Genomic DNA, 24,290 nt, shown 5'->3' with positions numbered 1-24,290 from the left:
TTACCTGGCAGGCGGCACGCCTGCCATCTCGGACGCCACCTTCACTGCCCCCAAACCATCAATTCCTACCGCAAAGACGCGCTCCACCATTGCCTCGAGGCCATCGCCGATGAGAGCCGATAGGGCTTTCGGCAAGCTTTCGGCAAGGGATTCGGGACCGTTCGGATCCAGCGCGATAACAGCCTTTCGCGATGAAAGCGCGTGAGCGCTTTGCCTTTGATTATCCGCCAGTATGACAGTGAGGCTGGGCAAGCCGAGACAGCAGCGCTCCCACGCGCTGCCGCCGGCGGCGCCTATCGCGAGATCGCTATCTGCCATCAGCAGCGCCATATCGGTCACGTCAACACGGACCTTTGCCGGCCAGGGCATCGACCGCGCCAAATTGCGCACACCTCTCAGCCATTGCGATTGAGAACTCATAACGACCGTAATCTGGCACGATGGAGATAGCGGAGATCTCTTCAACGCCTCCAGAATGTCCGATGTCACGTTGTTCCTGTCCACTCCGCCCATGGTGATAAGAAGCTGCTGCAGTTGCGGCGTTCTCCGGCGGGCCAGGCTGTAGTGTCGTAACTCAGCAAATTCCGGACGCAGCAGCGCATAGCCCGGACCCAACAGAAGTCTGCAATTGGCAGGTACTTTGCCGGCATACTTCTGCTCACCGGTTCCGAGGTTTTGATCCAACAACAAGTCGCAGTCGTGGACGCGATCGCCGAGATCATCGATCACCATCAGGCGATCGCAGAACGGGCGAAGCCTTTTTTCCCACCGGAAATCGATTGCGTAATGGTCGACGACGATCCAGGACCATTGCCCGCTTCTGCTCAGCAGCAGGCATTGATCTGCATCGGTTTCCTGAGCGACGCCCAGCCAGCCGGCGTGAGACAAGACAGGTTCGCCATCGGTAACATTTTCAGAGCCGCCATCCAACCTGACCAGGATATGCCCGGCATCCTCAATCAGCCTTCCAAGGCTTTCGAGCATGAACCTCGCGGCAAAAACGCAGCGGTAGCCGTGGGCCTTCAGAGTGTTCGCCAAGGTCAGGCACCGCATCACGTGGCCTGCTCCGATGTCAGCGGACGCGTCAGCACGAAAGAGAATTTTCTGCGTCATTTCACAGATGAAATCCCGATCTTGCGCGCCCGGATCTTGCATCATCGACTACCCTATTCTTCAGCGACTGAGCTCCAGTAACTCCAATCCCAGGCACATCCGGCCTTGCACTCGGTTTCAAGCGTGATCTCGTGAACATCAGCCGGTACGGCGAAACTCTCTGTCTGCTCGCCGCGATCCGCCTCTACAGCGGCTGGATCGAGACATCTTTGTGCTAGGGCCTGTTTTCCATTTCTGGCGAAGAAACATACGCCATCCGTGTGACCGCCATCTTGCCAGCCGCCAGGCCGTATGCCGAACGAGAGCGATAGCTTTGATGAGGGCGTCACCGGTAGACGCAGTACAGCCGGCGCATGGGCCAGCAGTCCCTCGGGCACCCGAGAAACAGTCGCCCCATTCAGCGCATTCGCGCGTAAAAGCGGGAGAATTTTTTCATCGCGCAGCAGGGCGTTTTCGATGATCGGTCCGCCGGAAGCCTTTCTGAGGACATCCTTGTCGAGCTCGGTAAAAGTCACCGTAATCGCCGATTGATAGAAAAGACCATGCCGGACCCCCGACTTGATTTTGACCGACTGCGCGTGCCTGAGATCCGGGTAATCCGAGTGCCCGGAAGAAACCTTCAAGTATGCGACAGGGTCGACAACCAGCGGTGAAACAAGAAAACCATCGCCTGCCATCCCGGGTATCAGCCGGTAGACGCCGGTCGATCCATCGGAATAATTGACGGATATCTCAGACATCGGCGGTCGGTAGATCAGCTCCGCCAGGCGCCCGAGAAGGGTCGGCCGCATGTCGACTGCGATCATGATCGGGTTGTCTGTTTTCGGCAGCTGAACGTCCTGGCCGAGTTCCGTCTGAACTTCGATATCCTGCTTTTTCACGCCCGATACCGCGGTCGGACGCTTCCGCAATATGATCTGCCGATCGGTTTCGATAAAAGGCTCATATCTGGCAAAAAATAGCGGCCACAGCGCTCCCTCGGCGGAAGCCGGATGCCGCCCGTCGATCGAGCCTGGGGCCATGATCAGGTATTCCGGTGCTTCAGGGCCGTCATAAAAGGCTCGAACGCGCTCAATCAGTTCTGGCGTGTAGGAGGTATATTCCTGCACAGTCGGACGAGGACGGTAGTCGAGGCCATTCCCGATGACATCCGATTGCTCTGACTGGATGATATCAACGGAACCGTTCAACGCCGGCAGCGGCGTTTTTTGGCGAATGGCAGCCAGAGAGGCGGCATTCTCGCCTTTAAGCTTATCAAGCCAAACGGTTGGCTGAAACAGAAACTCGCGTCCTCGAACCAAGCCTTCGGATATCTGTTGCGGCAGTGTCCGAATATTTTCTGAAGGCAACATCTTATAGGCGACATAAAGGGCGGCATAGCTCGGCATAATGCAGACGCAGGCCATCGGGATCAGGAGCTTTTTCCATCGCGTCCCTACGTAGGATGCTGAAAATCCGACCGCCGTAATCACCATCGCCAACGCGCTCCAGGAGATAAGCGTATGGAGATCATGGCGAACAAGCCCAGCCTTGAAGGCAATGAAAAGAAAGCCGGCAATGACGAGAGGTCGGGCGATGAGGATGTCGTAAGGTATGCTGCCAGCCCGCGATGCGGCATCACGAAGAAGGACCACGATGAACACCGCCGCGATTGCGAGCCAGATCGCAAGATCCGCCACGAAGACGGACAGGCTCATTGCGCTGGAATAGCCCCCGGAAACCTGCAGGCTCGCGACCAGGAACGCAGGCAACTGCGCCAGAGGCTGGCCGGAGATAAACAGGCCCGTGTAGAGCCCGGCCACCATCACCAGAAAATGCAGCGGAACTCGTCGGCGACGCACCGCCACGACGTCAAGCAGCAGCATGGCCAGTATGGACACCGGGAATGTGGAAAACTTGGCGAGCGCGAGTATGCCCGATAGATACGCGCCTGCAATCGTTACCGGCAGCCCCCGTTTCGAGTCATTCTCGAACCCGTATAGCGCGCCCAGAAGCGGCACGAGCAGCAGCAGGGTGTCCTTGGAAATCATGCAGATAGACACCAGGACCCAACCTGAAATCATGCTGAGGACGTTGCCGGATGCGGAAAAAAGCAGGCCTAGCGCAAGAGCCACGAAGGCGACGATGCCAAGGGATATAATCGCCACGGCGAAGGCGGTTATGGGCTCGAACTGCTGGGTATAGAGGCTGGATAGAGGGCCACCGGTAAAGACGAGATCTGTGCCGAACAACAGGTGATGTTCGACACCGTAAGCCAGAGCCGCCTGCCACGAAGGGTCAAGGCCTGACCGCACCGGATGAAGGGCGAGCGGCTGAAACTTGAGATAAAGACTGACGAACAGAAGCAGAAAACCGACTGCAGCGATCCACCATGTTTTTCCCGGTGCAGACGTCTTCAACATCACCGATGGCTCCCGAACGTAAAGTATTTATGGAGAAAGTAACTTGTTGCTATCGGGCTCAGGACGCCGATGACGTGAGCGACTGTTTCCGCATGGAAATTAAACCCGACAAGCGGAACGACGAAGTGGACAAGTCCGACGCTCACAAGCCAGACCTGCGCGAATGCCACGAAATTGACAAGGCCGAACCGAATATATTCATGGCCGACATGCCGCCCCGACTTCTCGAAGACGAATATCTTCATCAGCACATAGGCTGTCGACATGCCGATCAGGTATGCCAGCACGATGGCCGGCGTGTAGTCCATAATCGTCGACAGCGCGATCCGTGAAAGAATGTTGGCCGCCGCCGCGATCCCGCCTGATACTGCAAATCGGACGAACGGCATCGAGAAAAGGCTGACGACCCCGTCCCTTATCAAGTCAATGCCTCCGCCATATTCCGGCCGTAGCGGACACTTTCAGCAATCCCGCGATCCTCGGGATAGTAATAACAGGTGTCGGCAATCTGCAGGCCGGCGATCGGCGTCTGGATCGGCGGCAGCTTGTCGAGGAAGTTTGGTTCGCAGACAGGCTGCGCGTGTTTCAGCCGCCCGACCTTGGCCTCTATGAGATCGTCCCGGGTGATCGCTGGATTGACCTTGCGCAGATAGCCAAAGGCCTCCTCAACGAACTGGCTATCGCTCCATTGCCACTTCGCCTGGCTGGTCGGCATATAATAGGGAACATAGACGATCGTGCTCTCGACCGGCCGTAAGTTGGAAAACTCGATCAGTCCCGGAATCTCGATGCTTTCATCGACGATATTGATCCAGAAGTTTCGGCTGACGGATTTCTTCAGTTTGAACAGCAGGCAGACGACGCCGATGTTTCGGATGGCGTCGTATTTCGCTTTCGACGCTTCCGGCAGAGACGGGACAAGCGTGGAGATATAAGGTGTCGGCACAGTCGAAATGACGGCGTCCGCGGGGAAGAATTTTCCCGCCGCCGTCACTCCCGTCGTCCTGCCTGCCTCGGTCTCGATACGCTCCACGGGCATCCCGAGATGCAGACGGCCGCCTTGCGTCGTGTAGGCGGAAACAAGGGCGTCCACGAGCGTCTGGCTGCCGCCTTCGATGTAACCCAGTTCCTCCTGAAAGAGGGAACGCCGCGAATTGCCAATGCGCCGGACCCGCGTGGCAATCCAGGATGCGGATACGTCGTTTGCGAGCTCATAGAACTTCAGTTCCATGAGGCGCTTCCAGAGCGTGTTGTACACTTCCCGCCCCGAACCGCCTTCCAGCCACTCTCGGGCGGTCTTGCTTTCGATAGAAGCGAAGCTCTTCGCCTTCGTGGTCAGGAACATCTGCAGACCGGTGCGAATCTTGGCAATGAGGCTGAGATGCGGGAATTTCAACAGACTGATCGGATCCCCCCAGGAATGGATCTGTCCCTTCATGTAGTAGCCCATCGATGTCGGCCGCCAGCGCATGCGATCGCCGATACCGAGTTCCTTCATTAAGGCAAACGTCGGTTCATCCGATTTGCATACGAAGTGGTAGAACCGCTCGATCGACACGCCGCCGAAATCGAAATGCGCCGCCATCCCACCCGCGACGCTATCCGCCTCGATGAGATCAACGTCGTGACCTAAACTCACAGCTCTGTGCGCTGCCGCCAGTCCCATGGCGCCAGCGCCTATAACCACAACCCGGCTCATGTCACGTCTCCTAAAACTCCAATACGATGCTGCTGTAAACCGGATCCAGGTAGCTTTGGCGGATCGCTTCGCGCAGCGGCGTCGGTGAAACATCGAACAATCCCGGCCAATCGATGACCGGAAACGTCTCAGGGATGACGAGAGCCTCAAGCTGACTGGTCGTAAAGGGAGGCTTGCTGCTGAACTTGCCGTAGACGAACAGCAACAGCCAGAACAGCCGGTAGGGCACCCTGATGATGCGTGCTCTCGGCTTCACGGTGTCATGAATCATTCGAATCACGTCGCCGTAGTAGATCTGCTCCAGCCCCGATATGTCGAAGCTCCCGACCGGCTTGTTGCGCAGCGACGAAATGATAATGGCTGCGAAATCGCCGACATACAGCGGTTGGCGGATGAATTTTCCGTCGCCGGGGATAGGAAAGACAGGCACGCGGTCCATGAAGCGGCGAAGCCAGCCCAGATGCTTCCGATCGAACCACCCGAACATCAATGTCGGCCGCAACACAACATGCGGGATATCGGTTACAGTGTCGATCAAACGTTCCTGCGCAGTCTTGGAGCTTGTATAGAAGTCCTCGGCCTTGGAATGCACCACGGATGACGAGATGTGCACGAAATACGGGACGCCGTGCTTGCGCATAGCTGCGACGATCTGCTCGGTGGCCACGACGTTGTTGTCGATAAATTCCTGCTCGTCGAGGCCGCCGATCTGCGCCTGGTTCAACAGAACGGCAGATGCGTCGGCAAGAGCGTCCTTCCATGGACCGTCCACCGCAAGATCGGCTTCGATCACCTCGATTTCGGGATGAAGCCGGCGAAGCAACGCGGTATTGCTCGGATGTTTGTCGATACCCACGATCTGCAGGCCGGGCTCGCTCTTCAATCGAGCAATGACGTTCTGACCGACCAGACCGGCTGCTCCGGTAATGACTATCTTCGACATCAAATTTCCATCCGGTTGAAAATGGCGCTCGGAAGGTTCCGAATGATCAACATGATGTAGCGCCAGAAGCCCGGAGCATACGCCACCGGGCCGCCTCGATACGCACGCGCATGAACGATTGCCGCGACTTGTTCCGGCTTGGCCCAGAGCGCACCCTTGCGGTTCATGCCCTCGGTCATCGGTGTCATCGTCGGACCGGGTTTGATGAGCACAGCCCGCGGCCCCTTATCGGCAAAACGATGCGCTATGCCGACAACCAGCGCCTCCAGACCAGCTTTCGACGCCCCGTAGATGAAGTTGGCTCGGCGGCCCCTGTCGCCTGCAACCGAACCGATGACGGCGAGCGTGCCGCGGCCCTGCTTCTCGATAATGTTGGCCGTCGCAAGGCACCACGCGGCAGCCGAGTTGAAATTGACCCGCAGGATCGTTTCCGCCTCAGTCAAATCGCGCTCGGCCTCGCCCTGATTGCCGAGGATGCCATAGGCCAGGAGAACGTGATCGACGCCGCCAAGCTGCCTTACGAATGCGCCCAGCCGCTTCTCGACGTCAGCCGGGTCACCGAGATCGCTGATGGCAACTTCGGCGGTCTCCGCGCCACGCATCTTCAGATCCGCTGCAGCTTGCGCCAGACGATTTTCGTCCCGCCCGACCAGCAGCAGGCTTGCGCCTTCTGCTGCATAAAGCCTCGCGGCCGCAGAGGCGATCGCCGAGGTGGCCCCTAAAATGATAACCCGCAATGGAGCCCCCTTACTCTTGCGATACACGCTTCCAGAAATGCGAACTGAACCCGCTATCTACGTATTTGGCGAAGTCCTGCCAAGCCGGATAACCGGCCTTGAACATTCGTGCCGGCATACGGCCATCCTTGGCAGGGTAGAGCCGACCGCCCGCTTCCAGCACGATATCATCGAGCCGAGCCATCAGCCTCGAGGTGGTCTCGCCATGATTTGGAAAATCCAGCGCCAATGTCGTTCCCGGTCGCGGGAAAGACAGCATTCCGGGCGAGGAAATCGCGCCGAATGTCTTGAGAACGGCTAGAAACGACCCCTGCCCGCTGGCGGAGATGGTCTTTAGCATTTCTTTCGTAGCGTCTTTCTCGACGGCCGGCGGTACCACCGACTGAAACTGATACATTCCCTTGCTGCCATACATCCGGTTCCAACGCCCGATGGAATCGAGCGGATAGAAGAACTGATATATCGGTATGTTCTGCTTCCCGGCCTTTCGCTTGCCGTTCCAGAAATACAGCGAATTGAAAGCGCTGATCGAATAACGGTTCATGCAGAGGCTGGGAAGGCTGAGCGGCATCGTGAACTTGGTGTTCCCGCGGCCCGGCAGGCGAGAGCCGGTCTTTGCGTGGTTGCCACGCGTGAAAATTCCGCGACCCAGGGATGCGCCTTTTGCGAGGCAATCGATCCAGGAGACCGTGTAGTCGAACGCGTTGTCGCTCTCGGCTGCCAGAGAGAAGAACATGTCGAGATTGTCAAAGGGAATGTTTTCGGCATCCATGACCGCGCTCTCGATCGGCAGGACTTCCAGTTCAACCCAGGTTATTGCACCGGTCAGCCCCAGGCCGCCGATCGTCGCAGAAAACAGCTGGGGATCGCTTTCGAGCGTTAGCTCAAGTTCCTCGCCGTTGGAGCGCATCAACCCGATCCTGCGGACCCAGCGTCCGATGGTGCCGTTGATATGATGGTTCTTGCCGTGAACATCGTTTGCGACGGCGCCGCCCATCGTCACGAAACGCGTGCCGGGTGTCACAGGTAGAAAGAATCCCTGGCGGACGATGACCCCGAGCAAGGCGTCGAACGACAAGCCTGCTTCCACCCGAACAAGGCGGCGCTCTCGATCAAAGTCAATGATCCGGTCGAGACCGGTCATATCAATCAATCCGCCTTCGGGATTGAGGCCACTGTCACCATAGGAGCGGCGCAGGCCCGTCGCCAAAAGCGTTCGCCCTTCCTGGCGGCCGGACAGCACGATGCGGGCAAGCTGGTCTCGCCAGGCAGGAAAAGCTGCATGGTGTTTCGCCTGCAGCACATTACCCCACGAACGGACATCGGCCGGCTCGAATCTGGTCATAGTGCGGCCAGGAACAAGATCGCCACCACGACGCCGAGACCAGCGCTGATACGGTCTCGAATGGCAAAGCTGACCGGGTCGTCGTTCATCTTCCCCCGGTGTGCCAGAAGCCAGATTCTGCCAAGCCAAATCGACAGCATGATAGGAATTCCACCCAGGAAATGCGGAGAGGAATAGGCTTTGCCAGGCAACATTTCCTGCAAGACGAAGATCATCAGGACGACGAGCGACGCCAGAGCGGTGCCGATACCGAGCGAAAGCGTCAAAGGCGCGTCCTCGATTTCGTACCCGCGACTCTTGAGACTCAGGGACCCGCTGGTCGCTGCCCGCACAATTTCCGTATGACGTTTTGCCACGGCCAGCGAAAAGAACAGGAACACGGCAAAGGTTAGCAGCCATGCCGGCTTCGAACTCTCGAGCAAGACCGTCCCCATGATGAGGCGTGTCGTGAAAAGTATGCCGATAATAAGGGTGTCGAGCAGAGGAACCCGCTTCAATCCCAGCGAATACGCTCCCGTTATCACCAGATACGCAAGGAGGGCGAGCGTGAATTGCGGGGACAGCAAGGCCGCGAAAAAGAAACCGCCTACCAGCAGCCCACCCGCAAGCATGAAACCGGCCCGGATGGACAGTTTGCCGCTGGCCAAGGCCCTGTAGCGTTTCGACCAATGCTGGCGATCCGTATTGAGGTCGGCAATGTCGTTGAGCAAATAGGTGGCAGAGGTGACCGCCAGGAGACAGGCGAATGCTGAGACGGTTTGCAGAATGAGTAAGAGGTTGGTCCATTCATGGGCCAGAATCAGTGGAACAAAGAGCAGAACGTTCTTGGTCCAATGATGAACGCGGATGGCCTTCAAGAACTCCCTGAACTTCAGTGACGGCGAATGAAATTCGGCGATCACCGGCAGGTTGCGCCGCTTGAGCTCCCGCGCCACACTTTGACTGACGCCGGCGGGCACGACGCCCTTTGACGCCTGCCAGACAGGCAGGTCCGCCGCATGGTCACCGACATAGATGAAGCCGTCAGGAAAGCGACCTTCGAGATACAGCGCCTTGGCCTTGCCTTTCAGATTTGAGCTTGAAGAACCGACGGCCGAGGCGAATATGCCGACTCTTTTTGCGACCGCGTCTACCACGGATTGATTCGCGGCCGAGCAAAGATGGAGTTCATGCCCCTCTTCTGCCTTGCTGCGCAACCATTCGACGAGATCCTCCCGAAGCGGTAACACCTCGTGGGTCAAGTCGACTTCTTTCGCGAGCGCAGCCTTCAGTGCATGGCGGCCGTTCACAAGCTGTCTCAGCGCGTGAAACAGAACCAGCGGTTTACGGAAAAGCGCAACCGCAGCGGACTCATGCAAGGTGTCCGACAGGATCAGCGTACCATCCAGATCCACAATGATAGGCAATTTCGGTTCTGGGTTCAGACAACCGTCAAACAACTGATTTGAAGTCTCCATGACCACCTAAGTCTATTTTTCTGCCGACCATTCGCTATACGGAATCCCAAGACCCAATATCAACAATGATTCTGGCCTGGGATCTGTCACGGGGGTCCAATAACACACCAATCGGGTTGTGGCGATCTGCAGCGCCCAACCGAAGCGAATTGTTCGGCGACATGGAACAGCATGTTTCGTCGCTAAAGCCAGTGGAGCCAAAAGGGTGTCTGGTGGCATTTCCATGAGGCGATATCGGACGACAGTGATTTCGAATAGCTGATCGTCGATAGCACCATCATTCGCGCCCACCAGCACGCTTCCGACGAGAAAAAGGGCTAAAGATCAGGCCCTTGGCCGTTCTCACGACGGCTTGACCACCAAAATCCAGATGGCCGCACGTGGCCTTGGATGTCCTGTTGGTCTCGTACTGACCGCCGGCCAGATCATCGAGTAACTCGCTGGTTGCACCTATCCGAGCGACTTGGTGTAAGCTGCAAGGACATCGTCGATAGGGCCACGCATCCGCATGCGACCGTGCTCCATCCAGAGGCCCTCCTTACACCATGCCCGTAACAGATCGTTCGAGTGAGACGCCATCACCAGAATTCCGGCGTTGGAAATGAAGGTGCGCATCCGTTCCTGCGCCTGGGCAAGGAATGCCGCGTCGCCTGCGCCGATACCCTCATCGATAAGCAGTATCTCCGGCTTGATCGATGTCGAGATCGCGAAGGCAAGCCTTGTCGACATGCCGGCGCTGTAAGTGCGAAGCGGCATATCGAGAAATTCGCCCAGCCCCGTCAAAGCACCGATCTCTTCTGCGCGGGCCTCGATCTCCTTGCGGCTGTATCCGAGATACATTCCCCGCAGAATGATGTTTTCCCAGCCACTTGACTCGGCATCCATACCGAAGCCGATGTCGAACATTGATGCGACTTCGCCGTCGATCTCCGCCGTTCCGATCGACGGTTCGTAAATGCCGGCCATCACCCGCAGGATTGTCGATTTGCCTGCGCCGTTGTGGCCGAGCAGGCCAAGGCGCGTGCCATGTTCGATATCCAAAGTCAGACCTTCGATCGCCCGAATGACGACCGAGCCAGTGCCTTCACGGGGCTTTATCTGTCCGCCTGTGGCTGAAGCGAGAATACTGTTCTTCAAAGAACGATGGCTGGCGCCGTAGATCGGAATGTCGACCACGACATCCTTCAGAGAAATTTTAGCCAAGGATCAGCTCCAATAGACGACGCGTGCGCGGTAACGGGCGAAAAAGACCGTAGCGATCACGCCAAGGGCAATCGTAATGCCAACACTCGCCGTCCAGTTGAGTAGAGTGCCCGTTTTTCCGAGCAACGGATCCCGGATGATTTCGATAAAATGATAGAAGGGATTTGCGGTCAGGACCCATGCGCGGCTTGGCATCTGGTCGGCACTCCAGATGATTGGAGTCATGAAGAAAACGATTTGCATAACGCTTCCAATGATCATCGGCACGTCGCGAAACCGCGCGCATAGCGGACCGAGTATCATCGATATAAAAAATCCACTTAAGACAACAAGAAAGAGCGCCGGAAAGAACAGAAGGACATTCCAGCCCGGATTCATCAGAAATACAATAGCGATAATTATATATATTAGAAAGTTATGCACAAAAACAAGAAGCTGACTCCAGATGAACTGAAAGATAAACATGCTGACCGGCATCTTGATCTGCCGCATGGCTCCACCGGCAACGGCGAATATCCTGCATGCCCCGATGATAATTCCGTTTATCAGGCCCCAGACGATGAGACCTATCGCAAGCCTGGGCAGGTAATTCGCGACATCGATCTTCAATATCTGGGAATAAAGCACACCGAGACCAAGAACCATCATTCCCATGGAAAGTGTGAGCCACAACGGACCTATGATGGAGCGGCTGTATTGCGACTTTATCTCTCGCCAGCCCAGGTAAAGCCATAGTTCACGCTGGTCGAACCCACCACGGATATCATCCAGCGCACGCATGGTATTGCTTTTAGCTCGCGTCGCCATCGTGCTCTTCTCGATCATGCTGTTCCATCGTTGTCTCCTGGCGCAGGCGCCGTGAACGCTCGATGGCAATCGTAAACTTCAATTTTTTGTCCATCTGGATGTCAGGACGCCGAGGTGGGATCAATATCGTTTCGCGGAGGCCATGCAAGTGAAAAATCTTCGTATTCCAACGTCAGATTAGGGTTGTAAGCCGGATCCGCCATCAACACCTTCTCCCAGCGCCGGAGCATGAAAAGCACCTCGGATTGGAAGCGCTCTTTCTTTTCGGCAGTATCTTCTACCCCGCGCGTTGCCGACTCGTGATGGCGCAGTTCAGCGTAGGGCGTCCAGACATTCCGGAAGCCCGCCTCTCGGAGCTTCAGGCAGAAATCGACATCATTAAACGCGACCTTGAGATTTTCCGCGTCCAGGCCGCCGACCAGTTCGTATGTGGATTTTTTAACGACAAGACATGCCGCCGTTACCGCGCTCAGTGTTTGCGTGAGCTCGCCCCGCGAGAAATAGCCATGTTCGCCGCGTCTCAACATCTTGTGGGCATGACCGGCCACCCCGCCGATACCGAGAATGATGCCGCCATGTTGCAGCCGGTCATCCGGATACCACAGCCGCGCGCCGACCGCTCCGACCTTCGGCTGCATGGCGATCGCCACCATTTCGCTCAGCCAATCCGGAGAGACGACCTCGATATCGTTATTGATGAGGCCCACATATTCGCCGTCGACAAGACTGACGGCCTTGTTGTTGATTGCGGAATAATTGAAAGCCTGTCCATCGCGAACGACTTTCACCCGCTCGTGCAACCGAATTTCGTCGAAATAGCGAAGCGTCGCATGGTCGTCCGAATTGTTATCGACGATCAGGATCTCAAAATTGGGATAGGTGGTCTTCTCGAGAATGGAGCTGACACACTGACGCAGAAGCCGCAATCCGTTTCGCGTTGGAATGATCAGGCTTACCTTCGGAGGATTGGGCGGCAAATCGTACCGCGCCCTGTACATTCCAGTCGGCAATATTTCGATGTGACCAGCCAGCCCCGTCCGATGCAGATGTTCGTTCAGGGCGGTTTGACCGGCGATGGCGGCATAATTTTTGTTGCCGCCGCTTTGCGCCGTGCTGCCGGAATGGCTTCGCCAGTGGTACAGCACCCGCGGGATATGGCAGATCTGCCCCGGCAGCAGGCGCTCAGAGAAGCGCAGCACCAGATCGTAATCCTGCGCGCCTTCAAAGCCCTTCCGAAAGCCGCCGATAGCCCGCACATGATCCATCCGGTACGCGCCAAGATGGCAAACCATGTTGTGCGACCGCAACAGATCTGGGTTCCAGTCCGGCTTGAAGTAGGGATCATAACGCCGGCCGTTTTCGATCTTGTCCTCGTCGGAATAGATCAACGCAACGTCTGGCTCACGGCTGATGGCACGACCGACATAATACAGCGCATCTTCCGTAAGAAGATCGTCCTGATCGAGAAGAACCATCCAGCTGCCGGACGCGAGTTTCAATGCGGAATTGGAGGCCTCGGATATATGCCCGTTCGTAGCGCGATAAACAACCTTTATGCGCGGATCAGCAGCGGCGAATTTTTCAAGAAGGGGGCGTACATGCTCGGACGTCGACCGATCGTCCGCGATGCACAACTCCCAGGACGGATAGAGCTGCGCCTGCACAGACGCGATCGCTTCCTTCAGCCAATCGACCTCAGGGTTGTAGACCGGCATGACCACCGAAATCAGCGGCGGTTTTTCCCACGACGCAATTTCGGACCGAATTTTTTCGCGTCCCACCTCATCGAGGCCGGAATATCGCTTAAGCCAGCTCTCATAGTCGTTGCCGGAAAGCGGGTTGCCTCCATGACGCAATGCCTTGGCGCGCGCCCATGCTGTTTTGCCGCCTGCCAACCCATCCCGCCTCAGGATGTTCAGCGATCTCTGTGCAAGGCGCGCATAACCGCCATGTCTCTTGGCCAACATCTGCATCATGCTGGCAAGCTGCGGAATACGCGCACCCGCGCGGTTCGCCAACCGGAGCGGAGCCGTCAATTTCCAGCTCGTCGAAGACAGCATCATGTCCATCGCCTGGCGATGTTGTTCGAAGGCATTGGCGATACGGTCGCGATCGGCCGTCAGCAGCTTTGCCTGCTCCCCAATGACTCCCAACTGCTCACGAGCCACATCTATCTGGTGATCAAGAGAATTGACGAGGCCCAGCCTCGAGTAGAGCATGCGGTTGACGGCTTGTTCTTCCGGCGTAAGAGCGCAGAGAGCCTTCAACGCCTCCGGCGCGTTCTTGCCCACGACGAGAACGCCCAGACCATTGCCGTGATGAAACTCGAAGTTCGGATGCGCGGCCGAAATCTCCGCCCAAAACTTCCAGACACCGAAGTCGCCGGTCTCTACTCGCGTATCATGAAACAGGACCACCGCTCTGTCGGATAGCGCGCTTTCCCAACTTTGAAAGTCTTCCAGCACATCCTCATAGCGATGGCGCCCATCGATATGCAGAAGATCGACGGATCCATCGGCGAACTGAGGCCTCGCATCGGCAAAAGTCGATCGCACCATGGTGCCGAAGCCTGGATATTCCTTGAGCAATTCGGCTCGGAGTGAATCGTGCACTTCAGACTCGTAGAGACCGGCATGCTCGTCGCCTTGCCACGTATCTATGGCGTAGATTCTTGTGTCGATCCCACCCGCCTTGGCTGCCTGGCAGAATGAAAGAAAGGAAAAGCCGTTATGTGTCCCGAGTTCGACCACGGTGCGAGGCCGCAGCTCCTGCATCACCCAGAAGGCGAAAGGCGCATGTTCGAGCCAGGCCGATTTTCTGACGTGCTGAGAAGGTTCGAGCGAATTTTTGGATACAAGCATTTAGCTCTCTCTCGGCATTTGGAACACTGCGTTATTGAGTTTAGCTTCTATCGATAATTGCTGTGTTGGAAATAGGGTATTTGACAAAAGGGCTTCCCACAGGATTTTGCCACCGGAATTATCCAGTTCCGGCCTCGTGGCGGACCAACTTCTGGTGGATCGGGTTGACAATGATCCGCTTGCCGAATTTGTCGTGAATATGCCGCGCCAGAGCGGTCGATACGGTCTCTCGCTTCTCTCCGGCGGCAGACGCACACTTCAGCTATCGGGGCGAGGATATGGTTCAGACACTGGAGCGGGTGTGCCGGCAGATCGCTTATCCGGCAGCGATCCGCGTCGAAGATGGTAGCGAATTCATCTCTCGTGACCTTGATCTGTGCGCCTACCTAACCCTTAAGCATTTGACGGCTGGGCAGGAAGCGAGAGGTCCTCGACAAGCCCAACTTCAACCAGTTTCAGGACGATGGGATAGATATCCCAAATCGCCACGCCGATCCTATTCGACACCTCCAAAAGCGATGTTCTGCCGTCGAGCTGAGAGATAACGTTCATCATCAGTCTGACGGTTGCGCCCGAAGTCTTTGTGGAAATGGTGGGATAGAGGCCCCGCTTTCCAAGCTGTGGCTCGCCGAGAACATTGATCTTATAATGACGGTCCTGTTCCACCGCTAAAATTGCGCCCTGAACGGCTCGAATAGCCCCACCAAGGCCAGCCGGTGAAATAAGATCCAGATTGTCGAGCGACGTATGATACTCCGGATAAACGCCGTATTTGGATCGCATAATTGAGGCAACTGGCAAATCGATACCGGGGGCGCAATATTGCCGTTCGTCGCTGCCGCGGTCCCACCAAGAATAGCGCTCAAACTCGCCAGCGACATGCTCTAAGGCATGGAGCACCGCGCGATCTGCCAGCGTATTGCCGTCCCTCGACGGCAGGAAGGAATAGGCGCGGTCATCGCCCACGCAGGTGATGTTGAACCCCGCACGCATTCTTTCTTTCATAACCCCCAAATTGCGACTGAGATAGCAAATAGAGCCAATCGTTTCAGGGATGAATATGACGCGAAATGAATAGGGAAGCCTATCTCGCGAGATTAGCCATTTGACAATCTCGGTTGTAACAACTGGACCAGAAAGTTCATTGTTTGCCATGGAGGGATGACAAATATAGGTGGATAGGAAAATTTCTTCCGCACTATCACCGGCGATGAGAATTTCGCCGTAATTCAGGTTGCCGGGCGCGAGCGTAGAGTCAATCCGAACCCGATATTGTCCAGGTTTCAACGACAAGCGCTGATGATGACTGAGGCAAAATCCCCACCGGCGGGAGTAATAGGACGTAACATAGGGTATTGCATCCGGCTGGTCTGGAAGCGAATAAAGATGCGCTTGCAGATCGTCCAAGGACAATTCGCAGTTTACCGGCTCCGAATATCCCATCAGATGGAGATTGTTGGCCTTGAAATCGACGATACGATTGCCTTCCGGATCTTCGATGTAGGCTTCTCGAACGTCCCATTCATCCGGTACGACCCAGTCAAAGGCCTGGGTGCCCGAAAGAACGGAATGAGTCGTCAACCCAGGCATTTCCCGCGTCAATATCGCAAGCGTTTGCCTCACGCCGGGTCCAGTAATCGACCGGTTGATCGGAAACAGCTCGCAAGCCAGATCGTAGGCAGCTTGGCCCGATTCGTGCGCTGTACCGGAATTCATTGGTTCAGCTATCCTTTCAGGCCAACCACCACGCACGCCATCACGCATTTCTCATTCCCCCAACAAGAACCTGACGTAGTCCTCTGCAGACGTCGCCACGCCAAGAATCCTCAAATGCTTCCACGAGGAAAACTCGTCTCAGTCTCGTACCAACGAAGATGCTGCTCCGCCAACATGTGATAATAGGCCGGATCGGCGCAGGACCTGATTTGCCCGATGACAAAATCGGTATCACCGACTTGCAAATACTCAGCATCGAGGGCGGTATAGTCGACAATAGGAAACTCCCGAACAATCAAGCCGGGGATGCCGCGCCCGATCCCCTCCAAGAGCGCGGTCGAGCCCAGCGAGACGGTTGAGAATATCATGTTTGGGAGATCCAGCTCCTTTGTCGTCTGCTCGGTGAAGCGAAAACGATGGCCGATCGGGAAAAACTGTTCAAGCCAGTCGGCCTCTTCCCAGTAGGCTTTCGGCTTAACAAGAACCTGAAATTTGTCCGGCAACTCGCCGAGCGCTCCGAAAAATTTCCGCAACGCCGCCTTATGCGCACGACAATCCAGCGTCGGCATTCGGTTGAGCCGGTGCGCGCCAGCAAAAACCACTATGTGAACGGGCTCTTCCAGCGCGTAGGAGCGGGCGCTGGAGGCCTCAGAGAGCATGAAACTCGAGTCGATATTTACGATTTCAGAGGTGAGCGCTCTAGACCACATCCGCTTGGCGCTCGCCGTAATAGCAGTCACACTGGCTAATGCATCGTGTTTTTGAAAGGGAACATGGCCAGCATTGGAAGAGTGCGGCCACAAACGGATATCTCCGCCAGCGGCGGCCACGGCGTGGCTTATAAACGCACCTTCTAAAAATAAATGATCGCAGACATGGGCCTCGCGGGCCTTGGAGGCAGCTACGGCTTTATTGGCATTCTCCCACGCCGCCTTCGACAGCCCTCCCACAAATGTCAGAAAGGCATCGGTGAGTTTGGGAGGTGGATTGGAGGGAGCGAAGATTGAAAATGCCTTGCAGGCTGACACAATATCGAACGACACATTGATGGAAGGCGGGTTATCAACTTCGCTCCATAGGTGGATATCGGCTGCCGCTGCCGATGCCGGGTCACGCACGGTCCCGACGAGAGCAGCCCGCCCAATCGTAGAACGCACCTTGTGGGGATCACGCATTCCATCCGGCTCGAAAACCTTTTCGAACGTTGTCGTGGGGATTTTGGCGTCCACGCGCGAGTGCCACCAGGCAGAGTTTGCGACAAAATTCAGTTCACCTTTTCCGCCGGAAAACCGGTTCGACAGCTCTTGAGACCTTGCAAGCAGAAAACTTCTAGCACCGCGCCGCCTTAGTTCCGCGACCAAAATGAAGGGCTCAAGTTCATTGTATGCCCAGTGGTTGAGACACGTTACCTGCCCGCTGTCGATGGGGACAATAATAAGGCTCTCGCCAAACTTCTTATGAAGAAACCGTGCCAGATGACGCATCGGCACGATAACACTGATCTCGGTCCAAACGGCAAAAAACCACGCAGCCTCCAGAGCCGCAGCCTCGGTCGGTGAATTTGGCGCCATTACTCGAGCGAGACGCCGACATATCCTGCCCGATAACGCCAGTGACAGCCGTATACATTCGGAAAGATCAAAGGCGCCAAGAGCGTAGTCGCCGTCGTCGTTCAATGCATCGATAGCTTTCCTATCCAGAACCACAGACCAGTTTAGCGATCGCTCATATAGTTGCGCATCATTTACAATTATAATATCCGAAAAAGACGTATTCTTTAGAAGACGATCAAAGTTTCTACGTCGGAAAAAGTCAGCTATCCTAGCTAAACCGGTTCTCATCTTCCTCAACGGAACAGTGGCCCGGCGTCGCAATTTTTGCAAAAGCCCACGTTGCCAATGGCACCGACTAATCGTCTCCTGGTCGACTTTTCTCATTAGGCTAGATCAAACCTTTCGCTGCGCACAAAAGACGTGCCAATGATAGGGCAATCCAAACCACTCCATGTCGAGATCAGCATGGCAGAAGTTTTCGAATTTCGGCTCAAAAGACTCGACCAGATCGGCACGGTCTTTGATACAGCGCATGATTTCGCCATCGCGCAGGCCGAAATAGTCGTTCGCAATGATTCGATAGCCGGTTGCGTCACTTGCCTTCGAATCTTGAAAAATGAAGTTGGTTTTCTTTGGAAGAGAAGCAACGATCCAGCCTCCGGGTTTTAAGACCCTGGCCATTTCCGCGACGTGAGCACCAAACCGCGGGCCGCTCAATGACATGTAGTAGCAGCTGTTCCATGTCAGGAGACGGTCGAAAAACGAATCCTCGTATGGCAGGGAACCCGCATGACCGGCGCGGATGTCTACTTTCACGTCGTAGGCTTCCATCCGTCTGCGTAGCGTACTGCAAATTGTCTCGCTGACCTCGACTGCGCAGACATTGAAGCCTAGTCCGCTTAGGAATGGCAGATGTCTGCCGTCGCCGCAGCCCATATCCAAAATGGAAAGGTTTGCGTGATCGCGCGGCATCGTCAGCGCAGGAAACTTCCCCTTGAATATCCTTATCACGCCTTCCGCGGGGTAAGCGATCGGACTATCGCCCGAATAAAGCTCACCCCAGGCCTTTTTTGAATCATAGCCCATTCCAACCCCCATTCATATGAATCTCGTGCGACCGACCCGTCGCTGCGGCCTCACGTGCCCAGCATCGACGCCATAATTTTCAAACGACCAGCTTCTCGTGCCGAGCGGTCAATACATAAGGATTCCTCTCGAGCAACTCGCCGAGAAAATCGCGTGCCTTCCGGCATGATTGCGCAACAATCTGTCCGCGTCCAAGCGGCACTATCTTTGACAGGCCGGCGGCGACCGATGCATTGTGATAATGTTCAAATTTTGGAACGGCATTTGGATCGGCAAGTGAGCGGCCAGTGTAGACGATTTTCGCAGCGCGCGGCCTACCATGGTCGATAATCGTTCCCACCATCGGGATATCCGAGCGGTAGGCGACGCCTAATTCGCGTTCCACCCAATGCAGATAGGTAGAGCCGCTATCGAGATTCAGATTGCATATAGTCGCATCGGCCTCGTACAGCCGTGCCCAGATACTGCGGGGACCAAAGCAGATCGGGTCAATATCGCGCGTTAGACTGTCAGCTGAACCACCGAGAGCCACAACAGAAAGCATCGGGTCGGCGGAACGGCGCCCCATTCCATTTGCGATTAGCCAGTTGCCCAGCCCGGAGGTCGTTGAAACGCTCTTCTGAAGATCGAAAATGCCATCCTGTTTGTCGGAGCTGAACGAATAGGTAAAAACAGGCAGAACAAGGGTCCCGTCCGGTCCAAGAACGGACTTAAACGCGGCGAGCATGATATCGATAAGCTCGGACATATTCGCGGCGCCGGCTACCGGGCCGAAAAACGCTATATTGGCATGGCTGAAAACAGTCATTCCTGCGGTCAGCCCCGCAGACCGCAGGGCCTCAATAATATCGCCCTTGGTAATCATGCTGCGCTTTTCAAGCTCTCGACGACCTCGGCCAAACCTCGAATGGTTTGAAGGCGTCGATCCTGAAACGCCTCGGGTGTAAATGTGAAGCCGAATTGCGCCTCCGCTTCGAGTAGTAAATTCATGAGCGCCATGGAATCGAGACGCCCCGAGGTAAAGAGATTTTCACCGAGCTTTGCTTCTTTACCGAGCCCCGAAAAGCTCGGATCGATTTGCTCAACGAAGGCACATGCCCATTCGGTCAGATCCGTCACTGTTGGAACCCCTGCTATTCGACAATGGCAATAGCGCGCACGGGGGCGCCATCGCCTTCTTCAATCTTGAGCGGCAATGCCGATAAGATGAAGTCCTTGGTCGGAATTTGAGACAAATTGACGAGATATTCAAGAATGGCGACTCCTGCTCCCAACAGGATCGTATGATTGGGAGAGTCGCGGTCGCTTCCGCGGCCGTTGCGCGGGTCATCGGGCATAGGTGCGTCGAAGCCCACCAGACGAATGCCGTTTTCGACTATCCACTCGCAGGCCTCCTCGCTCAGATAGGGATGGTCGCTGTAATATTTCAGGCTATCGAGACGCCGTTCCCAATCATAGCGAAACAGAATACGCGATGGGAAATCCCGTCCGATACGTTCAACAAGCATTTCCCGGGTGATTTCGGTCTTGTCAGGAAGATGAGTGAAATCCAGCACCCGAGCCGGGCCATAGTAGATATCGAGGTCGGTATTTTCGATCGTCTCACCCTTGGGCACAAAGTGACGGGGCGCATCGACATGCGTGCCGGTGTGCGTGCCCAAAACGATCTTGCGGGTTTCCCGCCCTTCGACTTCGAAACGTCCCAATTGGGTAATTTCCACAACAGGATGCCAGTGTACGGGAAAAGTCATGATACCCTCCCGCAGAGTCATAGTCAGGTCAATAATCATGTGATCGGCTCCACCAACTCAATAACCGGTCCATGCTCAGACCGGACAAGCATTATTTTCAATGATCTATTGTTCACCGTAAGCGCAAAGGATTCACTATCCCCCCGTAGCGTGGAGGAGCCCCGCGCGACAAGCGCGATGCACGGGCTGCCCGCCGCGTCCAGAGGTGAGCGTAGTATCCAGTTCGGATGATCGCTGTACTCTATGGGCAAGAGCCTGGCCTGCAGGGTTGGAATTGGACTCAACAACGACCACAGGCCGGATGCCGCGTCGGGACGAAATCGCAGCGACGAAAGAAGCTCCTTTGACGCATCAACATTGAGGCTCGGCATAAGACATGCGAAAAGGCCGGATGCTCCGCTCGCACTGAACCAGACGAATATCAGCATCAGCTCTGGATCATAAAAGACTTTAAGCGGAGCATTCAGCATCACCTCTAGTCGCTCCCAGGCCTCCTCGGTCAGCGGTAAGCAGTCAGGGCTAAGGGTTTGCCATCCGGCAAGAGGCTCAGGGGACTGAAAAACCGGAATGAGGTCTGCTGATTGCATTTCCCCTGTGTGCCCATGGTCCAGAAGTTCAATGCTCATCCCGCCCGGAGCGCCAAGTGAGCGGATATGATGCCTTCGCTGGTAACGATCGAGGAGCGCGGACTTGGTCGGGTGGTTTTCGAGATCGGGTTCGTCAAATCGCGTCGTATATCCGAGCATGGCAAGACGCGAGGTGGAACGCTCAATATCCGGGGTATTCAGTGCGATGTGGCTAAGGCCCAGGATAAGCATCTCAAATCGTTTCCCCGGCAAGCATCTCCCGGAGGTCCTTTCGTCGAATCTTTCCCGTTGGCCCTATCGGAAAGGTCGCGACATAGGCGACGCCGTCTATTTGTACCCTACCGCCTTTTTCACGCATCAGCCTCTGGGCTTTGATAAGAATATCTGCCCCTTGCGGCCGCTGTCCCTCCTCCAAGACGAGAATGACTTTCTGACCGAGTATCGCGTCGGCCAGTCCGATCAAGCAGAAAGATCGCTGACCAAAGAGAGGCGCTAGATAAGCTTCTGCCTCAAAAGGATTCACATTGACGCCGCCCCGCAATATCACATCGTCGCTGCGTCCAAGGATCGAAAGGCGGTTGTCGTCATAGCTGGCGATGTCGCTTGTCACGAACGGTTGTTGCGGAGTTCTGACGCTGCCATCTTCGAGGTAGCCCAAGAATGCGTAGGGCGTTGTGATGACAAGGGTTCCAGAATCGCCGGTCGCAATTTCAACGCCCTCCAGAGGGCAACCGACAGTCCCGAAGCACGGCGATTCTGCGTCGTCGACCGAAACATACAGAAGCTCCGAGAGCCCATAGGATTGAAGCGGAGCCAGTCCGTAAGTTGCTTCAAATGTCTCGGCGTCGGACTTGAGCATCGCGCCCGTCCCGACGAAAAGCCTCCGGAATGCTTTGGGAAGCTGCTTGTCTCCACGATCCAACTTTGTCGCCAGCGACAACATGGTCGGAGAGAGCCATAAAGCCGATACTTCGTTTTCCGCCACGACTCGCCAAAATTTAAGGGCAGTCCCTGTCGAAAATGCGGAATCGATTACAACAGCCGCGCCAGCTTGAAGCGGTGCAAGAATGCCATTGAATATTCCTGCCATGTAATACATGGGCATGACATTCAAGAAGCGATCGATATTCGTAATGCTGGTCTGCCTGTTGAAGGCGTCCGCGCAAGCGAGGAAACTCTCGGCGGCATGAACGATTCCCTTGGGTGCGCCGGTCGATCCACTGGTGAATGTGACTGTGAGAGGGGTCCCGGGTCTAACATCCGCTGGCACTTTCTCGACCGCCGGCAAATCATCCAGGCACCAGGACTCGGTGTTGCATACGGTCTTTCCCGTGGCATTCACTGTGAATTTCGCCCCAACCAGGCGGGCCGCCTTCTCGACCTCGGCAGGGCTTGCATCGGCCGGCTGCATGCACAGCGTAATGCCGTGACGCATCGCAGCCAGCAGCAGCAAGGCTGCTTGAAGAGTGTTATCCACTACGGCGACGACACGATCTCCGGGGTGGATACCCATTTGCCCCAACAGCGATGCCAACCGATCCAATATCGGAACGAGTTCTGTCCCCGCGACTTCACGTCGCCGATCGCCAGCAATATCGATGAGGATTGGATATTCCAGCTCGCGAAAGCGCTCGAAATAGCGGTCTATCAGTTTCGACATTGCCGGCTCAGAGATTTTCCTGTTCGCGCCCGTAATACTGGCTGAGAGTAAAGTGATGTTTCGTCGCGCTATGACCCTTCAATTCCAGGGCCTTTTGCTCCACCAGAGCATCGGGCGCATCCGACTGACTCTCCTGGCAGACCGCGATGATCAGGAGACGCGGATCCACGTCATATTTGAGAGCATAGCGTCTAATCACGTGCATATAACTCGAATGAAATCCGGAATAACCGCACACCAGATCGACGCTGTCATGACCCACTTGATTTAAAAGCGGCCGCACATGCTCTTCCGCCGCATCAAGCAGGCGCATGAGATTGAGATTTACCAATTTACCTTCACGATGCATCAGGGCCACGAAATGCTCTGTCATCGTGTTTCCAGTGCAGCGGCCCATTCCCTGTAGCGACGTGTCGACCAATGCGGCGCCGCAGGCTTCGGCTTCCAGCGCATTTGCCACCGCCAAGCCTAAATTGTTGTGGCCGTGGAAGCCGAATGGCAAATCCTTAATCCGCTCACAGTACTGCCGGACGGTTTTTGGAACCATACTGCCTGCGGAATCAACGATATAGACATAGTCTGCTCCCGCAGCAACGACATAGCGCGCAGCCTCTTCGAAGACAATTGGCGGCCTTGAATAGGACTTCATAAAGTTGACGCAGGCGATAATACCGGCTGCCTTGGCTTTTTCGATAAAAGGGACCGCCTTTTTATAGGCATCTATTGAGACGCCAAAACGCAAGAATCCCATTTTAAAATCAATACAGGCATCAAGGTGTTCAAGATCGCATATGCCAGGGATCGCAAACATCCCCCATTTAGCGTCTCTTACCGCTCCAGATGCAGCCGCCATATAGGCCTCATCGGTCTCCCTGGCTTCACCTTGCCCCCTATTAGAGGCATTGAGACCAACACCATGTCCAACTTCGATAAAGTCAACACCTGCTTCATCAAGTTCCAGACATATGTCCGCCGTCTGCTTGCGATCAAAACCGAAATTGATCACATACGAGCCATCACGCAGGGTTGTATCCAGTAATTTCATTGAGGCCTTCTCAGACAGCCGATGCCAGCGGCTTGGACAGCTTTGGAGCCATTACATACGTCCTTAGTATTGACGGGATCAAGCATTTAACAGTGGGGCGTCCCCTTTCTTTGGGTCGTCCGAGCCGAATTCTTGCGGTTATGAGCGCGCTCGGCCAAGCCCGCCGAAGAGCCTTTCATCAGCACAATCGGCATTTGAATAGTCCTCTAACACTCAACAAGGGATGTGTGTGAACCGCACCGGGTTTGCCGGAGGCTCCAACTTCTGAGAAAGTGGAGCCGATATGAGCAAGACAACAAACAAATTTTCACCTGAAGTCCGCGCC

Annotated in this window: 20 protein-coding genes and 2 pseudogenes; 2 read left to right on the top strand and 20 right to left on the bottom strand. The window is 55.7% G+C overall.

Translation table 11 applies throughout. The annotated features are described in order from the left end of the window. From pseG to FHT79_RS23070, 8 genes are read right to left on the bottom strand one after another with little or no spacing between them, the layout of a single operon-like run. Positions 1 to 1,158 (bottom strand): UDP-2,4-diacetamido-2,4,6-trideoxy-beta-L-altropyranose hydrolase, encoded by a 1,158-nt coding sequence (gene pseG / locus FHT79_RS23105; protein WP_183904206.1) that lies wholly within the window; start codon positions 1,156 to 1,158, stop codon positions 1 to 3. A gap of 8 nt (positions 1,159 to 1,166) precedes the next feature. Beyond that, on the bottom strand, positions 1,167 to 3,518 hold the full coding sequence (locus tag FHT79_RS23100; RefSeq protein ID WP_183904205.1) for a hypothetical protein: 2,352 nt from the start codon (positions 3,516 to 3,518) through the stop codon (positions 1,167 to 1,169). Next, positions 3,515 to 3,937 (bottom strand): GtrA family protein, encoded by a 423-nt coding sequence (locus FHT79_RS23095; RefSeq protein WP_245458324.1) that lies wholly within the window; start codon positions 3,935 to 3,937, stop codon positions 3,515 to 3,517. Before FHT79_RS23095 ends, FHT79_RS23100 begins: the two co-directional genes overlap by 4 nt. Beyond that, positions 3,934 to 5,214 carry an NAD(P)/FAD-dependent oxidoreductase gene (locus tag FHT79_RS23090; RefSeq protein ID WP_183904204.1) on the bottom strand — a complete coding sequence of 427 codons (1,281 nt, stop codon included), beginning with the start codon at positions 5,212 to 5,214 and terminating at the stop codon, positions 3,934 to 3,936. The genes FHT79_RS23095 and FHT79_RS23090 overlap by 4 nt, the downstream gene beginning before the upstream one ends. 10 nt (positions 5,215 to 5,224) lie before the next feature. Continuing rightward, entirely contained in the window at positions 5,225 to 6,157 is a 933-nt protein-coding gene (locus tag FHT79_RS23085) for an NAD-dependent epimerase/dehydratase family protein (RefSeq protein WP_183904203.1), read from the bottom strand. Then, positions 6,157 to 6,894: an SDR family NAD(P)-dependent oxidoreductase gene (locus FHT79_RS23080; RefSeq protein WP_210304387.1), complete on the bottom strand. Its 738-nt coding sequence runs from the start codon at positions 6,892 to 6,894 to the stop codon at positions 6,157 to 6,159. The genes FHT79_RS23085 and FHT79_RS23080 overlap by 1 nt, the downstream gene beginning before the upstream one ends. A 10-nt stretch (positions 6,895 to 6,904) precedes the next feature. Then, positions 6,905 to 8,239 carry an FAD-binding oxidoreductase gene (locus FHT79_RS23075; RefSeq protein WP_183904201.1) on the bottom strand — a complete coding sequence of 445 codons (1,335 nt, stop codon included), beginning with the start codon at positions 8,237 to 8,239 and terminating at the stop codon, positions 6,905 to 6,907. Then, entirely contained in the window at positions 8,236 to 9,696 is a 1,461-nt protein-coding gene (locus tag FHT79_RS23070) for a UbiA family prenyltransferase (RefSeq protein ID WP_183904200.1), read from the bottom strand. Before FHT79_RS23070 ends, FHT79_RS23075 begins: the two co-directional genes overlap by 4 nt. Before the next feature lie 116 nt (positions 9,697 to 9,812). Here FHT79_RS23070 and FHT79_RS23065 point away from each other — a divergent pair. Continuing rightward, positions 9,813 to 10,120: pseudogene (locus FHT79_RS23065) on the top strand (IS5/IS1182 family transposase); the annotation flags it as partial. Between the two features lie 26 nt (positions 10,121 to 10,146). Here the strand turns inward: FHT79_RS23065 and FHT79_RS23060 are convergent. The 3 genes from FHT79_RS23060 to FHT79_RS23050 form a co-directional block, all read right to left on the bottom strand. Then, complete coding sequence (locus FHT79_RS23060) at positions 10,147 to 10,899, bottom strand: ABC transporter ATP-binding protein (RefSeq protein WP_047613705.1); 753 nt, start codon at positions 10,897 to 10,899, stop codon at positions 10,147 to 10,149. A 3-nt stretch (positions 10,900 to 10,902) separates the two neighbouring features. After that, a complete protein-coding gene (locus tag FHT79_RS23055; protein WP_183904199.1) occupies positions 10,903 to 11,724 on the bottom strand; it encodes an ABC transporter permease in 822 nt (273 codons plus the stop codon). A gap of 83 nt (positions 11,725 to 11,807) precedes the next feature. Continuing rightward, positions 11,808 to 14,567: a glycosyltransferase gene (locus FHT79_RS23050; protein ID WP_183904198.1), complete on the bottom strand. Its 2,760-nt coding sequence runs from the start codon at positions 14,565 to 14,567 to the stop codon at positions 11,808 to 11,810. Positions 14,568 to 14,782: 215 nt separating this feature from the next. Here FHT79_RS23050 and FHT79_RS32215 point away from each other — a divergent pair. Beyond that, a pseudogene (locus FHT79_RS32215) lies at positions 14,783 to 14,953 on the top strand (IS3 family transposase); the annotation flags it as partial. Positions 14,954 to 14,960: 7 nt separating this feature from the next. Here FHT79_RS32215 and FHT79_RS23045 read toward each other — a convergent pair. From FHT79_RS23045 to FHT79_RS23005, 9 genes are all read right to left on the bottom strand, one after another. Then, entirely contained in the window at positions 14,961 to 16,331 is a 1,371-nt protein-coding gene (locus FHT79_RS23045) for a DUF4910 domain-containing protein (protein WP_210304385.1), read from the bottom strand. Positions 16,332 to 16,393: 62 nt separating this feature from the next. Continuing rightward, positions 16,394 to 17,959, bottom strand: coding sequence for a hypothetical protein (locus FHT79_RS23040; protein WP_183904197.1), 1,566 nt, complete (start codon positions 17,957 to 17,959; stop codon positions 16,394 to 16,396). Between the two features lie 270 nt (positions 17,960 to 18,229). Next, positions 18,230 to 18,922: a class I SAM-dependent methyltransferase gene (locus FHT79_RS23035; protein ID WP_183904196.1), complete on the bottom strand. Its 693-nt coding sequence runs from the start codon at positions 18,920 to 18,922 to the stop codon at positions 18,230 to 18,232. Between the two features lie 79 nt (positions 18,923 to 19,001). Then, entirely contained in the window at positions 19,002 to 19,787 is a 786-nt protein-coding gene (locus FHT79_RS23030) for an AAC(3) family N-acetyltransferase (RefSeq protein WP_183904195.1), read from the bottom strand. Then, a complete protein-coding gene (locus tag FHT79_RS23025; protein ID WP_047613696.1) occupies positions 19,784 to 20,041 on the bottom strand; it encodes a phosphopantetheine-binding protein in 258 nt (85 codons plus the stop codon). Before FHT79_RS23025 ends, FHT79_RS23030 begins: the two co-directional genes overlap by 4 nt. A 14-nt stretch (positions 20,042 to 20,055) precedes the next feature. Continuing rightward, positions 20,056 to 20,694 carry a cyclase family protein gene (locus FHT79_RS23020; protein ID WP_280952049.1) on the bottom strand — a complete coding sequence of 213 codons (639 nt, stop codon included), beginning with the start codon at positions 20,692 to 20,694 and terminating at the stop codon, positions 20,056 to 20,058. Positions 20,695 to 20,708: 14 nt separating this feature from the next. Then, a complete protein-coding gene (locus FHT79_RS23015; protein ID WP_183904194.1) occupies positions 20,709 to 21,491 on the bottom strand; it encodes a hypothetical protein in 783 nt (260 codons plus the stop codon). 1 nt (position 21,492) lies between these two features. Further along, positions 21,493 to 22,920: a fatty acid--CoA ligase family protein gene (locus tag FHT79_RS23010; protein ID WP_183904193.1), complete on the bottom strand. Its 1,428-nt coding sequence runs from the start codon at positions 22,918 to 22,920 to the stop codon at positions 21,493 to 21,495. A 7-nt stretch (positions 22,921 to 22,927) separates the two neighbouring features. Beyond that, positions 22,928 to 23,965: a 4-hydroxy-2-oxovalerate aldolase gene (locus tag FHT79_RS23005; RefSeq protein ID WP_183904192.1), complete on the bottom strand. Its 1,038-nt coding sequence runs from the start codon at positions 23,963 to 23,965 to the stop codon at positions 22,928 to 22,930. Positions 23,966 to 24,290: the final 325 nt, after the last annotated feature.

Origin of the sequence: Rhizobium sp. BK212, assembly GCF_014197475.1 — a bacterium.
GTDB lineage: Bacteria > Pseudomonadota > Alphaproteobacteria > Rhizobiales > Rhizobiaceae > Rhizobium > Rhizobium anhuiense.
This window is presented reverse-complemented; position numbering and strand designations above follow the sequence as displayed.

Coding starts and splice junctions, on each gene's coding strand:
- pseG (WP_183904206.1), bottom strand. CDS start 1,158: ATGATGCAAGATCCGGGCGCGCAAGATCGGGATTTCATCTGTGAAATG.
- FHT79_RS23090 (WP_183904204.1), bottom strand. CDS start 5,214: ATGAGCCGGGTTGTGGTTATAGGCGCTGGCGCCATGGGACTGGCGGCA.
- FHT79_RS23085 (WP_183904203.1), bottom strand. CDS start 6,157: ATGTCGAAGATAGTCATTACCGGAGCAGCCGGTCTGGTCGGTCAGAAC.
- FHT79_RS23075 (WP_183904201.1), bottom strand. CDS start 8,239: ATGACCAGATTCGAGCCGGCCGATGTCCGTTCGTGGGGTAATGTGCTG.
- FHT79_RS23070 (WP_183904200.1), bottom strand. CDS start 9,696: ATGGAGACTTCAAATCAGTTGTTTGACGGTTGTCTGAACCCAGAACCG.
- FHT79_RS23055 (WP_183904199.1), bottom strand. CDS start 11,724: ATGATCGAGAAGAGCACGATGGCGACGCGAGCTAAAAGCAATACCATG.
- FHT79_RS23050 (WP_183904198.1), bottom strand. CDS start 14,567: ATGCTTGTATCCAAAAATTCGCTCGAACCTTCTCAGCACGTCAGAAAA.
- FHT79_RS23045 (WP_210304385.1), bottom strand. CDS start 16,331: ATGCGTGATGGCGTGCGTGGTGGTTGGCCTGAAAGGATAGCTGAACCA.
- FHT79_RS23035 (WP_183904196.1), bottom strand. CDS start 18,922: ATGGGCTATGATTCAAAAAAGGCCTGGGGTGAGCTTTATTCGGGCGAT.
- FHT79_RS23030 (WP_183904195.1), bottom strand. CDS start 19,787: ATGATTACCAAGGGCGATATTATTGAGGCCCTGCGGTCTGCGGGGCTG.
- FHT79_RS23020 (WP_280952049.1), bottom strand. CDS start 20,694: ATGACTCTGCGGGAGGGTATCATGACTTTTCCCGTACACTGGCATCCT.
- FHT79_RS23015 (WP_183904194.1), bottom strand. CDS start 21,491: ATGCTTATCCTGGGCCTTAGCCACATCGCACTGAATACCCCGGATATT.
- FHT79_RS23010 (WP_183904193.1), bottom strand. CDS start 22,920: ATGTCGAAACTGATAGACCGCTATTTCGAGCGCTTTCGCGAGCTGGAA.
- FHT79_RS23005 (WP_183904192.1), bottom strand. CDS start 23,965: ATGAAATTACTGGATACAACCCTGCGTGATGGCTCGTATGTGATCAAT.